A 14,358-nucleotide genomic window follows, 5' to 3' on the forward strand; every position below is an offset into this window, starting at 1 on the left:
GCGGTTCCTAGGGTCGGTCGGGCCGGCCCGGCCGCGCGCCGGCCCGTTCGGGTGGCCGGCGGTCCCGGGCCGGGCGGAGGAGGGTGTGCGATGGGGCTGGACAAGGAGGTCGCGAGTGCGGCCGGGGCGGTGGCGGACATTCCCGCCGGGGCCTCGCTCGCGGTGGGCGGCTTCGGCTTGTGCGGGGTGCCGGGCGTGCTGATCGGTGCGCTGCTGGAGCGCGCGGAGGTGCACGGCCTGGAGGTCGTGTCGAACAACTGCGGGGTGGACGACTGGGGTCTGGGGCTGCTGCTGCGCGAGGGCAGGATCGCCCGGATGACCAGCTCGTACGTGGGCGAGAACAAGGAGTTCGCCCGGCAGTACCTGAGCGGCGAACTAGAGGTGGAGCTGCTCCCGCAGGGCACCCTCGCCGAGCGGCTGAGGGCCGGCGGCGCGGGCATCCCGGCGTTCTACACCCCGGCCGGGGCCGGAACTCAGGTCGCGGAGGGCGGACTGCCGTGGCGCTACCACGCCGACGGGGGCGTCGCCGTGGCCTCGCCGCCCAAGGAGCTGCGCAGCTGGGGCGGCCGGGAGTACCTCCTGGAGGAGGGCATCACCACCGATTTCGCCTTGGTGCGGGCGGCGGCCGGGGACCGGCACGGCAATCTCGTCTTCCATTCCTCGGCCCGCAATTTCAATCCCCTCGTCGCCATGGCGGGGCGCGTCACCATCGCGGAGGTGGAGGAGCTGGTCGAGCCGGGCGAGCTGGATCCGGACGCCGTCCATCTGCCCGGGGTGTTCGTCCAGCGCGTGGTCCGCGTCCGTCCCGGCGATCCGGCGGCGGAGCGGCGCGTCGAGCGCCGCACGGTGCGGACGGCCCTCCTCCCCGACCAGCAGGGTGGCATGTGACATGGCTTTGACGCGCGAGCAGATGGCGGCACGCGCCGCCCGTGAGCTGACGGACGGTACGTACGTGAACCTGGGGATCGGGTTGCCGACCCTGATCCCCCAGCACCTTCCGGCGGGGGTCGAGGTGGTGCTCCAGTCGGAGAACGGCATCCTCGGCGTGGGCCAGTACCCGCCGGCCGACGGGGTGGACCCTGACCTGATCAACGCGGGCAAGGAGACGGTCACCGTCCGGCCGGGGGCTTCCTTCTTCGACTCCGCGCTGTCCTTCGGCATGATCCGCGGCGGGCACGTCGACGCGGCCGTGCTGGGTGCCATGCAGGTGTCGGCCTCGGGTGACCTGGCCAACTGGACGGTCCCCGGGAAGGTGGTCAAGGGGATGGGCGGTGCGATGGACCTCGTGCACGGAGCGCGCAGGGTGATCGTCCTCATGGAGCACACCGCCAAGGACGGCGCCCCGAAGCTCGTGGAGCGGTGCACGCTGCCGCTGACCGGGCGGGGCGTCGTCCACCGGGTGATCACCGACCTCGCGGTCCTCGACATCACCGCGGAGGGCTTCCTGCTCCGCGAACTGGCCCCCGGGGTCACGGTGGACGAGGTCCGCACCGCGACGGACGCGGAACTGGCGGTGGCGCAGGGCGGTCGCGCGGCGGCCCCTCCGTCCTCCCAGACGGCCTAGCAGTGGCCGGGAGCCCCCGCAACCCTCCCGGCCCGGTCAAGCGGGGGCCCGACTATGGCGCTCCGCGCCATCCCGCAGCGGGCGCAGCCGCTCCTACGGTGGCGGGCACCGCGGGCCCCGGACGACGGGCCCGTGTCCTTCCCGCCGCCTAACAACTTACGGAGCCGCCATGTCCGTGCGCAGCAGATCATCCGAGACCCGGATCACCACCACCGTCCGACGGCGCCCGCCCGGGTGGTCGTACGGGCGCCCGCGCCGGGCCCTCGTTCGCCCCCGCCGGGCCCTCGTGCGGCTGCTCGCGATGGTGCTGCTCGCCGTGGGCGGGGTGGTGGCCGGGCCCGCCTCCCCCGCCCGCGCGGCCGTCGCGCTCCAGCGGGTCACCGCGTTCGGCGCCAATCCGGGGCAGCTCAACATGTACGTATACCGGCCGTCCTCCCTGCCGGCCGACCCGCCCGTGGTGATCGCCCTGCACGGCTGCACGCAGAACGCCCAGACCTACGCCGACAACTCCGGACTGCCCGAACTCGCCGACCGCGACGGGTTCCTGGTGGTCTTCGCCGAGACCACCTCCGCGAACAACCTCAACACGTGCTTCAACTGGTTCCAGACCGCGGACAACCGGCGCGGCCAGGGCGAGGCCGCGTCCGTCCGGCAGATGGCCGCCCACGCCGCCTCGGCCTACTCCACCGACCCCGCCCGCACCTTCGTCACCGGCCTGTCGGCCGGCGGCGCCATGACGTCCGTGATGCTCGCGGCCTACCCGGACGTGTTCGCGGCCGGGGCGGTGATCGCCGGACTGCCCTACGACTGCGCCAAGGGCGCAAGTCCCTACACGTGCATGAACCCCGGGGTGGACAAGTCCCCTGCCGCCTGGGCGCAGTTGGTCCGCGACGCGTATCCGGCGTGGACCGGCCCCCGGCCCCGGGTCGCGATCTGGCAGGGCGACGCGGACACCACCGTCGTCCCCCGCAACGCCGATGAGCTGCGCGACCAGTGGACGGCGCTGCACGGGCTCCCGCAGACTCCCGCCCGCACCTCCGTCATCGGGCCCGACGCGACCCGCCAGGAGGAGTACCTGGCCGCCGACGGCACGGTGGCCGTCGAGGTGGACCGGGTCCCGGGCATCGGGCACGGCACCCCGGTCGATCCGGGCTCCGGTCCCGGGCAGTGCGGCCGCACGGGGGCCGCGTACTTCCTCGCCTCGATCTGCTCCGCCCACTGGATCGCGAAGTTCTTCGGTCTGGACGGCTCCACGCCCGGCCCCGGTCCCGGCCCCGGCACCCTGCCCGCGCCCGCCGGTCTGGCCGTCTCCGCCGTCGGGGACACCAGTGTCACCCTCACCTGGAACCAGGTGCCCGGCGCCGCCGACTACGCCGTCCACCGGGACGGGATCCAGATCGCCACCCCGGCCGGACCCGCTCACACCGACAGCGGCCTCGCCCCCGGTACGGGTCACACCTGGACGGTTGCGGCCCGCGACGGCGCGGGAACGGCCGGGACCCGCTCAGCACCGCTCACGGCCACTACGACCGGTGCGCCCGCGGCGTGCTGGACGACGAACAACTACCAGCAGGTACAGGCGGGCCGGGCCACGACCGACGGGAGCTACGCGTACGCCGGGGGGTCGGGGCAGAACCTGGGCCTCTACAACCTCTACGTCACGCACACGCTGAAGGAGGCGCCCGCCGGCTACTTCGTCATCGCCGATACCAGCTGCCCCTGAACCGCCCTTCCGGCCCAGGCCCCCCCCAACCCTGCATCTCCCCCACTCCACTCCACTCCACCCCGACGCTCCCTCTGGAGGCTTCCCCATGCCACCGCCCATCCGAACCGCAGCCCTCACCGCCGCCGTCGCCCTCCTGGCCCCGGCCCTGCTGGCGCTCCCCGCTCCCCCGGCCGCCGCCGGCGGGGCCGACGCGCACTGCGCCCGCCTCGCCCAGCTCCACGTACCGGGTGCGGATCGCCAACAGGCCGATTGCCTGGATGAGTTGACGACAGCCGGCACCGTGGCGTCCGGGCACACCGATCCGGCCGACTGGGCCGGTCTCACCCCCAAGGACCTGGCCGTTCCCACCGGTGTACCCGGCATCCAGATCGACGGCCACTTCCCCGACACCGCCGCACCGGCCGCCGTCCCCAACACGAACCACGGCTGGAACCACGACGCGCAGTTCGTCATCCGGCTGCCCGACCGCTGGAACGGCGGACTCGTCCTCGCGGGGTCCCCGGGCGTGCGCGAGCAGTACGCCAACGACCGGGCCATCGGCGACTGGGTGCTCTCGCGCGGCTACGCCTTCGCCGCCACCGACAAGGGGAACACCGGGGTCGCCTTCCACCGCGACGGGCGGGCCCCCGGCGATGCCGTCGCCGAGTGGAACTCCCGGGTCACCGAACTGACCCGGGCCGCCCGCGCGGTCGTCGCGCAGCGCTACCACCGGCCCCCGGACCGCACCCTCGCCACGGGCATGTCCAACGGGGGCTACCTGGTGCGCTGGCAGCTGGAGAACCATCCGGAGCTCTACGACGGCGGGGTGGACTGGGAGGGCACCCTGTGGCGGGCCGACGGCCCCAGTCTCCTCACCTTCCTGCCCCCGGCGCTGTCCGCCTACCCCGTCTACGCGGCCGGCGGGCCACGGGCCGGGCAGGCGCACGAGGCGATGCTCGCCGCCGGTTTCCCGGCCGGCTCGGAGTTCCTGTGGCCCTTCCACCACAGCTACTACTGGGACCTCACCCAGCGGATCTACCGCGAGGAGTTCGATCCGGGATTCGACGGTCCGGCCGAGGCCGGGACCCCCTTCTGCGCGCCCGGCACCCCGGCCTGTGACGCCGACTACGCGTACGCCGAGCGGCCCGCGGAGGTCCGCCGCGCCGTCCAGCGGATCGCGCTCACCGGCCGGATCGGCAAGCCGCTGATCACCCTGCACGGCACCCTCGACGTCCTGCTCCCCATCTCCCGGGATTCCGACGTCTACGCCGGGATGGTCCGCCGGGCCGGCCGCGACGGGCTGCTGCGCTACTACCGCATCGAGGGCGGCACGCACGTCGATTCGCTCGTCGACGCCTTCCCCGACCGGCTGCGCCCCCTCACCCCCTGCCACCGCGCCGCCTTCACGGCGCTGGAGGACTGGATCGGCCGCGGTGTGCGGCCACCGCTCGGCCACACCGTCCCCCGGGATCCGCAGGCCACCCCGGCGGCCCTGCTGACCAGCTGCCCGCTCGACACCTGAGGGCGCACCGCGCCCGACCGCCCTGGCCGCCGGCCCGCATGGTGATCGTCTCCATACGGGCGGCGCCGAGTATGGGGTGCGGCACCGTGGGCGCCGCCCCGGGCCCTCCCTACGCTTCCAGCCATGACGAGCGAACTTCCTTCCCCCACCGGTCTGCGGGGGCGCGTCGCCCTGGTGACGGGCGGAGCCAGCGGCATCGGCCGGGCGTGCGCGGTGGCCCTGGCCGAGGCCGGGGCCGTGGTGCACGTGGCCGACGTCGACGCGAAGGCGGCCGAGGCCGTCGCCGGCCTCGTCGGCGGGTACGCCCACGTGGTCGACCTGGCCGAGCCCGCCGCCATCGGGGAGCTGCCCGCCGCCGTGGACATCCTGGTCAACAGCGCCGGGCTCCAGCACGTCGCCCCCATCACCGAGTTCCCGCCCGAGCGCTTCGCCCTGATCCAGCAGGTGATGGTCACCGCGCCCTTCCTCCTGCTGCGGCACGTGCTGCCGCACATGTACGCCGCCCGCTGGGGCCGGGTGGTCAACATCTCCAGCGTGCACGGGCTGCGCGCCAGCGCGTACAAATCGGCCTACGTGACGGCCAAGCACGGGCTGGAGGGGCTGAGCAAGGTCACCGCGATCGAGGGGGCCCCGTACGGGGTGACCAGCAACTGCATCAGCCCCGGCTACGTCCGCACCCCCCTGGTCGAGGGGCAGATCCTGGACCAGGCCGCCGCCCACGGCATCGCCGCCGGTGACGTGCTCTCCGAGGTGCTGCTGACGCGGTCGCCGATCAAGCGGCTCATCGAGCCCGAGGAGGTCGCGGCGGCCGCCCTGTGGCTGTGCGGTCCGCACACCGGCTACGTGACGGGCACCTCGCTCCCCCTGGACGGCGGCTGGGGCGCCAACTGACCCCGTCCGGGTGACAGCCCGTGCGCCGCGCCGGGGGGACCCCCGGCGGGTCCCGTACGGTCCCGCACGTGACCGATGCGAATCAGCCCCAGAGCCCGAAGTTCCCGACGGATCCGGCCGCCCCGGATCCCCTGAACGTCACCACCGGAGCCGACGCGCTACGGGTCCTCGTCCTCGCGGGGTCCTCCCGCGAGGGCTCCGTGAACGCCCGGCTGGCCGCGCTCGTCGCCGGTCAGGTCGAGCGGTCGGGCGCCGTCGCGGACGTCGCCCGGATCGGGGACTTCGTGATGCCCACGTACGACGGCGACGCCGAGCAGGCCGACGGCCAGCCCGCGGGGGCGGCCGCCCTGCGCGAGCGGCTGCTGGCGGCGCAGGCCCTGGTGATCGCCTCGCCCGAGTACAACGCCTCCGTGCCCGGTGTCCTGAAGAACGCCGTCGACTGGGTGTCCCGGTTCCGGCCGCAGCCCTTCAAGGACAAGCAGACCCTGCTGGTGTCCGCCTCCCCGTCGATGGTCGGCGGGAACCGCGGGCTCTGGGCGCTGCGGGTCCCTCTCGAACACCTCGGGGCCCGGGTGTACCCCGACATGTTCAGCCTCGCCATGGCGCACTCGGCCTTCGGCGAGGACGGCGAGCTGACCGATCCGGGCCTGCGCGAGCGGCTGGCCGACACGGTCGATTCCTTCCTCGCGCTCGCCGAGGCGGACACGCGCTACCTGTGCCTCCAGCGCCGCTGGTACGAGTTCCTCGGTGACGAGAGCACCGCTCCCGTGACCCAGCGCGCGGAGGGCTGACCGCCTGCCCAGGGGGTGCTTGAAGGAGCGATCCGCGCGCGGGTTAGCATATGAGCGCCGCCTAGCTCGAAAGATAATTCTGTGACTGTCAATGACGACTCGTTCACCAACTGGAAGAACCGCGAGAAGATCGCGGAGTCGATGATCCCGATCATCGGCAAGCTGCACCGGGAGCGGGACGTCACGATCCTCCTGCACAGCCGCTCCTTGGTGAACAAGTCCGTGGTGAGCATTCTCAAGACCCACCGTTTCGCGCGCCAGATCGACGGCGAGGAGCTCTCGGTCACCGAGACCCTCCCGTTCCTCCAGGCGCTCACCACCCTCGACCTCGGTCCCTCGCAGATCGACCTCGGCATGCTCGCCGCGGCGTACGCGACGGACCACCGCGGTCTGTCGGTGGAGGAGTTCACCGCCGGCGCCGTGTCCGGCGCCACGGGTGCCAACAAGATCGAGCGCGGCGAGGGCCGCGACGTGGTCCTCTACGGCTTCGGCCGCATCGGCCGCCTCGTCGCCCGCCTGCTCATCGAGAAGACCGGTTCCGGCAACGGCCTGCGTCTGCGTGCCATCGTCGTCCGCGGCGGCGGTGAGGCGGACCTCGTCAAGCGCGCCTCGCTGCTGCGCCGCGACTCGATCCACGGCCAGTTCCAGGGCACGATCACCGTGGACGAGGCGACCAGCACGATCATCGCCAACGGCAACGAGATCAAGGTGATCTACGCCAACGACCCGTCCGAGGTCGACTACACGGCGTACGGCATCAAGGACGCCATCCTGATCGACAACACCGGGAAGTGGCGCGACCGCGAGGGCCTGTCGAAGCACCTGCGCCCCGGTATCGACAAGGTCGTCCTGACGGCTCCGGGCAAGGGCGACGTCCCGAACATCGTGCACGGGGTCAACCACGACACGATCAAGCCGGACGAGCAGATCCTGTCCTGCGCCTCCTGCACCACCAACGCGATCGTCCCGCCGCTGAAGGCGATGGCGGACGAGTACGGCGTCCTGCGCGGCCACGTGGAGACCGTCCACTCGTTCACCAACGACCAGAACCTGCTGGACAACTACCACAGCGCCGACCGCCGCGGCCGCTCCGCGCCGCTCAACATGGTCATGACCGAGACGGGCGCCGCCTCCGCCGTCGCCAAGGCGCTGCCCGACCTCAAGGCCCCGATCAGCGGCAGCTCGATCCGCGTCCCCGTCCCGGACGTCTCGATCGCGATCCTCAGCCTGCGCCTCGGCCGCGAGACCACCCGCGAAGAGGTGCTCGACTACCTCCGCGACGTGTCGCTGACCTCTCCGCTCAAGCGCCAGATCGACTTCACCACGGCGCCCGACGCGGTCTCCAGCGACTTCATCGGCTCGCGTCACGCCTCGATCGTCGACGCGGGCGCCACCAAGGTCGACGGGGACAACGCGATCCTCTACCTCTGGTACGACAACGAGTTCGGCTACTCCTGCCAGGTCGTCCGGGTCGTCCAGTACGTCTCCGGGGTCGAGTACCCGACCTACCCGGCGCCGGCGGTCTGATCCCCAAGGCCCCGTCCCCGCAGGACCGGATGTACCGGACGCCCCCCGAGTGACCCCAGGTCACCCGGGGGGCGTCCGTGCGTCCCGGCCCGGGGCCGCGGCGGCGCGGGCCGCCGCGAGCTGGGTGCGCGAGCGGACGCCGAGTTTGCGGTAGACGCGGCTCAGCATGCCCTCGACGGTCTTGACCGAGATGAACATGTGCTGGGCGGCCTGCTGGTTGGTGGCGCCCTGACAGATGAGGTCCGCCAGGCGCGACTCGGACTCGGTCAGCCTGCTCGCGCCAGCGCCCGGGACCGGTCCCGTGACCTGGCCGGTGGCCTGACCCGTGGCCTGAGCCGATCCGCCCGCCCGGTCGAGTCAGAGCCAGGCGGGCCGGTCCGTCCCCCAGCGGGAGGGGCCCCGCTCCCAGCCTCGGCCCCCGAGCGGCGAAGCCGCGTACCGCAGCGGCCCGTATCCCGACGCGGTCTCGCGCAGCCACGGTTGCGGGGCGTACCCCGGTACGGCGGCGCCGGCCCCCGGGACCTCGCGGACCAGCCACGACGCCGTCCCCGCCAGGGAGAACCGCAGGGCCTGCCCACCGCCGTCCGCGAGTGCCCGGAGCACGCCGGCGGCCGCCAGGTACCCCGTCCCGTGGTCCAGTGCCTGCGCCGGCAGCACCCCGGGGCCGTGCCGGTCACCGCAGGCCGCGGAGATCCCGTATCCCGCCTGCACGAGCGAGTCGAAGCCCCGGCGGCCCGCCCAGGGGCCGCGCCACCCCCACGCGCACAGCTCGGCCACCACGAGCCCCGGCCGCCGCGCGAGCAGTTCCTCCGCGCCCAGCCCGTACCGCTCCAGTGCTCCCGGCCGGTAGCCCGTCACCACCACGTCCGCGCCGGCCAGCAGCCCGTCGAACACCGCCCGGTCCCCCGCCTCGCCCAGGTCCAGGAGCGCGGAGCGCTTCCCGAATCCGGTGTCCGCGTACGCGTCGTCCGATTCCGGGAGTCCCGGGGAGTCGATCCGCAGGACGTCCGCGCCGAGCAGTCCGAGGGTCCTGGTGGCGACCGGCCCCGCGATGACCCGGGTCAGGTCGAGCACCCGCACCCCCGCCATCGGCAGTCCGCTGCCCTCGGCGACCGATGGGAGGGGTCGTCCGCGCACGCCCGAGCCGGTCCGTTCCACGAGGGGTTGCGGCGGGCCGTACCCCTGCGTCATCACGGACACCGCCAGCCCGCCGGCCGCGTAGACCTCCTCCTGGACGTCCACCGCCCGGCGCTCGGCGATCGCCCCGGCCACGCCCTCCCGGGTGCCGGCGCCCAGGACCCGTACCAACGCGGTCTCGTGGTGCGCGTAGTTGGCGTGCGTACGCACCCACCCGTCGGCGGCCCGCCAGAAGCCCGACAGCGGCGCGAAGGTCACGGGCGGCCGGCCGTCCACCAGCAGGTGGCGCTCGCTGACGAACGCCGTGGCCACGGCCCCTTCGTCGACCAGCAGCGGAGCCACGTCCTGCGCACCGCCCCCGGCCCGCACGGCGGCCAGCTCCGCGGCGGCCAGCGCGCACACCCCCACCGTGGCCCGCGCGAGTTCCCGTACGGGCAGCGGCCCGTCCCCCAGCCCGCTCGGCCCCCGGTAGCCGACCCGCCCCGCCAGCTCCTCGGGGCCGCCCAACGCGGCCCATGCCTGCCCGGTTCCACCGTCACGACTCGTCATGCACCCCATCCTGCCCTCCCCTTCACGGCCCTCGCGGGGCGGGCCGGTCCCCGATCGGGCGATGTAGCGCTCCAGGGCGTCTCGAATTCCCCAGTACGGCGTTACACGACCCGGAACATGAACATCGCCTCGGCTGCCTCGTCTTCCGTCGCGGCGCAGCCGGCGCGTGCGGGGCCGGGGGCGGCCGGTGGCCCGTACGAGGGAGCACGATGACCGACCCGACCGCGGTGGACACCTGGCGTGGAAGGCTTGCCGCGCCTTGCCGTGACGTGTGCGAGGCGCCCGCGTTCTCGCTCACCGTTTTCGCGGTGATCCTCTTCAACGCCGCCCTTCTGGGAGCCGAGACGTACAGCGGCCTCTCCGCCGAGTACAGCGGCCTCCTGTCGGCGACCGAGCGTTTCTGCGTGATCGCCTTCACCCTGGAGATGCTGATCCGCCTCGGTGCGCACGCCGACCGGCCGAAAGCTTTCTTCCAAGACCCCTGGAACGTCTTCGACCTGCTGGTCGTCTCCTCGGCCTTCATCCCGTTCCTCAGGGAGAACACCACGCTGCTGCGGCTGCTGCGGCTGGCGCGGGTCCTGCGCACCGCCCGGTTCATGCCCCAGCTGCGGGTCCTGCTGGTCGCGGTGGGCCGCAGCCTGCCCGGGACCGTCAGCTTCCTGTTCGTGGGCGCGCTGATCGTCTACGTGTACGCGATGATCGGATGGATCTGCTTCGCCGAGCACGACCCGCAGCACTACGGGTCCATCGGCCGGGCCGGGCTGACCCTGTTCCTGCTGATGACGCTCGAGGGGCTCGGGGACGCCGTCCACGCGGGGCTGGCCATCTCCCCGCTGAGCATCCTCTTCTACGCCTCCTACGTCCTCTTCGGCTCCTTCGTGCTGGTCAACGTCCTGATCGGGGTGGTCCTCAACGCCCTTGAGGAGGCGCGGGAGATGGAGGACGAGGCCGAGAAGGAGGAGAAGCGGTCCCTGCTCCTGGCGAAGCAGTCGCCGCCGGACGCCGCCGACGAGCTCCTGCTCCGGATCGCCGCGGTGCGCAGCGCGCTCGACGACATGGAGACCCAGCTCGACACCGTGCACGCCACGTCGGCGGCGATGGCGGAGGCCACCGCTGCGCCGGCCCACGCCGCGGCCGGCGCCCGCTAGAACCGGCCGGACCCGGCGGCCCCGCCGGGTCCCTCGGGTGGGGGTGAGCCGACGGCGCCGTCGGCCATCCCCCGTTCGCTCACCCTCCCGGAGGGGGCAGCGCCAGGTCAGCGCGCGCTGCGCCGCGCGTCGAGGACCCCGGATCCGCAGCGCGAAGGCGTCCACGGCCATGGCCATGGCCATGGCCACCGCAGCGCCCCCTCTCCCTTCCCCGTTCCTGCGCCCTGTGGGCGTCGAGCGAGCCGCCGTGTCCACCGTTTGAGCGGTCACGTTTTTCCAACTCCCGTGCCTGCGCAACGGCTTCGACTGGTCCGTTGCCCGAACGGGCATGCTGGCATCGCGCGCGGCCCGTTCCGCTCGGCGATCCCGCCTCGCCGCTCGGCCCGCGTCCGAGCCGCGGACGCGGGAAACCGCCGGATGCCCGTGGGGACCGTGGCCCTCGGGGCATCCGGCGGCGTGGCGGCACCCCCCGGGCCGCCGTCTTTCGGTGATCACCAAAGGATGAGCTCCGCGCTCACGCGTTGACGCGCGCGCGGATCACCCCCGTACGGACCACCGGGTCTCGTTTCCCGTCAGAGCGGCCGGGAGGGCTGGTCGCGCCAGAAGCCGCATTGGTGTTCGGCCGCGAACGCCCGGTCGAGCCGGTCCCCCGCGGGCGCCAGCGTCAGTACCGTGCCGCCCGGACCGGTCACCGGCCAGGGGGTCTGACCCGCGACCGCGGGAACACCGTGGCGGGCGAAGGCACCCCAGTAGCGCTTCATGCGCGTCGCCAGGGCGGCTTGGACGGAGGTCAGGGGCCGCTCGCCCATCGTGAAGTCGTGCAGGTAGGCGAGTTCGGCGCTGTGCGCGTTCGACTCGTCCAGGCCGGGGACCTGCGCGCCCGCCAGCGTCGGCGAGTCGGGGTCGTCGAACTCGTAGGCGAAGGTGGGGACCTGGCGGGCGAACGATTGCGCCGTCCGGGCGGTTTCGCAGGCGAACGTCGAATCGGTCATGACCGCCGACAGCGCCAGGTACGGGGATCCGTGCGCGGCGACCGGGTAGCGGGCGAGGACCTCAGGCCCGGCCGCGCCGAAGCCCGCGAGGACCTGCTGCGCGTACTGCTCGGCCGTCAGGGCGGGCTGGGTCAGCGCGACGAAGAAGCGTGCCTCGGAGCGGGTGCTCCCGATCAGGACCGGGACCTTGTTCCAGGACCCGGCCGAGATCGCGGCGGCCGGATCCCGCGGCAGCAGCCCGTCGCCCGACGCGGGACCCGAAGTGGCCCGCGTACGGGCCGCGTCCACGAGCGACTGCCCGGAGGCGGCGCGCAGGCACGCCACGACGCCGGCCGGCTCGGGGCAACCCGCGCTCGCGGCGAAGGCCCGCGCCTCGGACGCGGCCCGCGCGCCGTCGGGGGTACGCAGCAGCGTGCACGGGCCGCTCTGCAGAACGGCCCGGTGGAACAGCCCGGCCGCCGGCGGAGCGGCGAGCAGTCCGCACACCGAACCGCTGCCCGCGGACTGGCCGGAGACGGTGACGTTGCCCGGATCCCCGCCGAAGGACGCGATGTTCTCCTTCGTCCAGCGCAGCGCCTGGATCTGGTCCATCAGCCCGAAGGAGCCGGAGCGCAGCGCGTTCTCGCGGCCCAGTTCGGGAAGGCCCAGATAACCCAGCTGGCCGAGGCGGTAGTTGATGCTGATCACGACGGAGCCGGTCAGCTCCGCCATCGTGCGCCCGCCGAACTGGGTGCCGGTGCCCTGGCTGTACGCGCCCCCGTGCATCCAGAGGATCACCGGCATCCGGGCCCCCGCGCGGGCCCGGCCCGGCCGGTACACGTCCAGGTACAGGCAGTCCTCGCTGACGGCCGAGGGATCGCGCAGCCCGAAGGGCGAGAACTGCAGGCAGGCCGGGGCCTGTTCGACGGCCTCGCGCACTCCGTTCCAGCCCCGGGGCGCCTGCGGGGCGCGCAGCCGGTTCTCGCCGACCGGCGCGGCGGCGTAGGGCACGCCGAGGAACTCCTGCGCCCCGTCGTGGACGCGGCCGCGCAGCACGCCCTGCGCGACGGAGACCACCGGGCGGGGCGAGCCGTCCGGCGGGCCGCCGCCCGGCCGGCCGTCGGCGAGGCCGCCGGGGGAGGCGGCCGCCGGGAGCGCGGCGGCGATCAGCGCGGTGAGGCCGAGTACCGTGCCGAGTAAGGGCCTTGACGTGGAAAACCGGGTGATCCGGTACGAGAGCCGTTGCATCCGTACTCCTGGTTTCGGGACGATCCGGGGGCGGGACGGGGCGCGGGACGCCCGCCCCGCCTCCGGAAGGCCGGCTGGGGTGGTCGGCGGGACCCGGCCCGGGCGAGGCCTGGCCTACGGACGAGGCCTGGGGCCCGGGGACGGGACCCGGCCTACGGGCGGAGCCCGGTGAGCAGGGCGGCGGTGACGGAGAAGTCGACCGGACCGGTGTTCCAGTCGGCGTTCATCGGGCTGACGGCGATCTTCCCGGCGCTCACGGCTTCCACGTCGCTGCCCCGGGCCGGAGTCTTCAGGTCCACCTGCACGCCGACCTTCCAGGTGCCGTCGCCGGCATCGGTGAAGTCCGCCTTCAGGAGCGCCTGCGCGTCCTGGAAGGTGGTGGCCACCCCGGCCGGGGTGCCCTTGCCGTCGGCGCCGACGACCGGGTGGTTGACGTTGAGGCCGACGCCCTGGGGCAGCAGGGGGCCGGAACGGGCCCGCGAGCGCAGCCGGTCGATCAGCTTGACGGCGAAGTCGAGCGTCGGACCCATGGCGTTGACCGTGGTCACGGGGTCGGGAGCCGCGACGCCACCGGTGCTCAGGGCGATGGCGGGCACGCCGGCGTCCAGTGCGGCGATGGCTCCGCCGACCGTGCCGGAGTGGGAGGCGAGCGCGGCCACGTTCGGGCCGAAGTTGGTGCCCGACACGACGAGATCGGGCGCTCGCCCTTCGAACACCTCGGAGAGCCCGAAGTTCACCGAGTCGCCGGGGGTTCCGTCGACCGCCCATACCTTCGGCTCGGGGTGGCGGACGGTGAGGGACGGGGCGTTGGAGGTCTTCGTGCCGGCTCCGCTCTGGTTGGTCAGCGGAGCCACGATGGTGACGTCGTGCCCGGCGGCGGTCAGCCGCGCGAAGGCCAGCCGGATGCCGGGCGCGTTGTAGCCGTCGTCGTTGGTGAGCAGGATCCGCAGCGGGCCCGCGGGCACCGGTGCGGGCGCCGGCCCGCCCTGCGGCTCGGCCGCGGCGGCGGGCACCGTACCGGCGAGGGCCGGCGCGCAGAGCAGCAGGGCGGCCAACGGCAGAACTCGCTTGCGTTGCACGGAACGCTCCTTCGGAGAGGGTTGGAGAGGGGAACTGCGAGCTGGGTGAGGGTGTGGAGGGGTGATGCCCGGCGGGCTCGCGACCCTCGGCGCGAGCCCGCCGGAGTGCGGGCCGGGCCGCCGCCCGGGAGGGGCGGCCCGGAGGTCGAAGGCAACCCGGGGGTGCGGGGACCCGTACGGGACCTGTGGGTGCGGGGTCCCGTACGGGACCCGATTGGTGCGGGGA

At 73.7% G+C, this 14,358-nt stretch carries 12 protein-coding genes; 8 read left to right on the top strand and 4 right to left on the bottom strand.

Annotation, left to right across the window (positions count from 1 at the left end; translation table 11 throughout):
* The first annotated feature begins 90 nt into the window (after window positions 1-90).
* The 7 genes from AC3IYI_RS01225 (at window position 91) to AC3IYI_RS01255 (ending at window position 8,000) form a co-directional block, all read left to right on the top strand.
* Window positions 91-888 carry a CoA transferase subunit A gene (locus tag AC3IYI_RS01225; RefSeq protein ID WP_489408409.1) on the top strand — a complete coding sequence of 266 codons (798 nt, stop codon included), beginning with the start codon at window positions 91-93 and terminating at the stop codon, window positions 886-888.
* Between the two features lies 1 nt (window position 889).
* A complete protein-coding gene (locus AC3IYI_RS01230) occupies window positions 890-1,564 on the top strand; it encodes a CoA transferase subunit B (protein ID WP_489408410.1) in 675 nt (224 codons plus the stop codon).
* 301 nt (window positions 1,565-1,865) lie between these two features.
* On the top strand, window positions 1,866-3,287 hold the full coding sequence (locus tag AC3IYI_RS01235; protein ID WP_489411838.1) for an extracellular catalytic domain type 1 short-chain-length polyhydroxyalkanoate depolymerase: 1,422 nt from the start codon (window positions 1,866-1,868) through the stop codon (window positions 3,285-3,287).
* Between the two features lie 88 nt (window positions 3,288-3,375).
* On the top strand, window positions 3,376-4,791 hold the full coding sequence (locus AC3IYI_RS01240; RefSeq protein WP_489408411.1) for a 3-hydroxybutyrate oligomer hydrolase family protein: 1,416 nt from the start codon (window positions 3,376-3,378) through the stop codon (window positions 4,789-4,791).
* A gap of 123 nt (window positions 4,792-4,914) precedes the next feature.
* Complete coding sequence (locus tag AC3IYI_RS01245) at window positions 4,915-5,682, top strand: 3-hydroxybutyrate dehydrogenase (RefSeq protein ID WP_489408412.1); 768 nt, start codon at window positions 4,915-4,917, stop codon at window positions 5,680-5,682.
* Between the two features lie 131 nt (window positions 5,683-5,813).
* Window positions 5,814-6,473, top strand: coding sequence for an NADPH-dependent FMN reductase (locus tag AC3IYI_RS01250; RefSeq protein WP_489411839.1), 660 nt, complete (start codon window positions 5,814-5,816; stop codon window positions 6,471-6,473).
* 81 nt (window positions 6,474-6,554) lie between these two features.
* Window positions 6,555-8,000: a glyceraldehyde-3-phosphate dehydrogenase gene (locus AC3IYI_RS01255; protein WP_489408413.1), complete on the top strand. Its 1,446-nt coding sequence runs from the start codon at window positions 6,555-6,557 to the stop codon at window positions 7,998-8,000.
* 60 nt (window positions 8,001-8,060) lie between these two features.
* On the opposite strand, the gene AC3IYI_RS01260 is transcribed toward AC3IYI_RS01255, so the two are convergent.
* Complete coding sequence (locus AC3IYI_RS01260) at window positions 8,061-8,270, bottom strand: response regulator transcription factor (RefSeq protein ID WP_489411840.1); 210 nt, start codon at window positions 8,268-8,270, stop codon at window positions 8,061-8,063.
* Between the two features lie 87 nt (window positions 8,271-8,357).
* Window positions 8,358-9,686: a CoA transferase gene (locus tag AC3IYI_RS01265; protein ID WP_489408414.1), complete on the bottom strand. Its 1,329-nt coding sequence runs from the start codon at window positions 9,684-9,686 to the stop codon at window positions 8,358-8,360.
* A gap of 209 nt (window positions 9,687-9,895) precedes the next feature.
* Between AC3IYI_RS01265 and AC3IYI_RS01270 the strand changes: the two genes are divergently transcribed.
* Window positions 9,896-10,834: an ion transporter gene (locus tag AC3IYI_RS01270; protein WP_489408415.1), complete on the top strand. Its 939-nt coding sequence runs from the start codon at window positions 9,896-9,898 to the stop codon at window positions 10,832-10,834.
* A gap of 572 nt (window positions 10,835-11,406) precedes the next feature.
* On the opposite strand, the gene AC3IYI_RS01275 is transcribed toward AC3IYI_RS01270, so the two are convergent.
* Both AC3IYI_RS01275 and surE read right to left on the bottom strand, forming a co-directional pair.
* A complete protein-coding gene (locus tag AC3IYI_RS01275) occupies window positions 11,407-13,053 on the bottom strand; it encodes a carboxylesterase/lipase family protein (RefSeq protein WP_489408416.1) in 1,647 nt (548 codons plus the stop codon).
* 152 nt (window positions 13,054-13,205) lie between these two features.
* Window positions 13,206-14,132 carry a 5'/3'-nucleotidase SurE gene (gene surE, locus AC3IYI_RS01280; RefSeq protein WP_489408417.1) on the bottom strand — a complete coding sequence of 309 codons (927 nt, stop codon included), beginning with the start codon at window positions 14,130-14,132 and terminating at the stop codon, window positions 13,206-13,208.
* Window positions 14,133-14,358: the final 226 nt, after the last annotated feature.

It is taken from the genome of Streptomyces sp. GL_148, assembly GCF_057834205.1.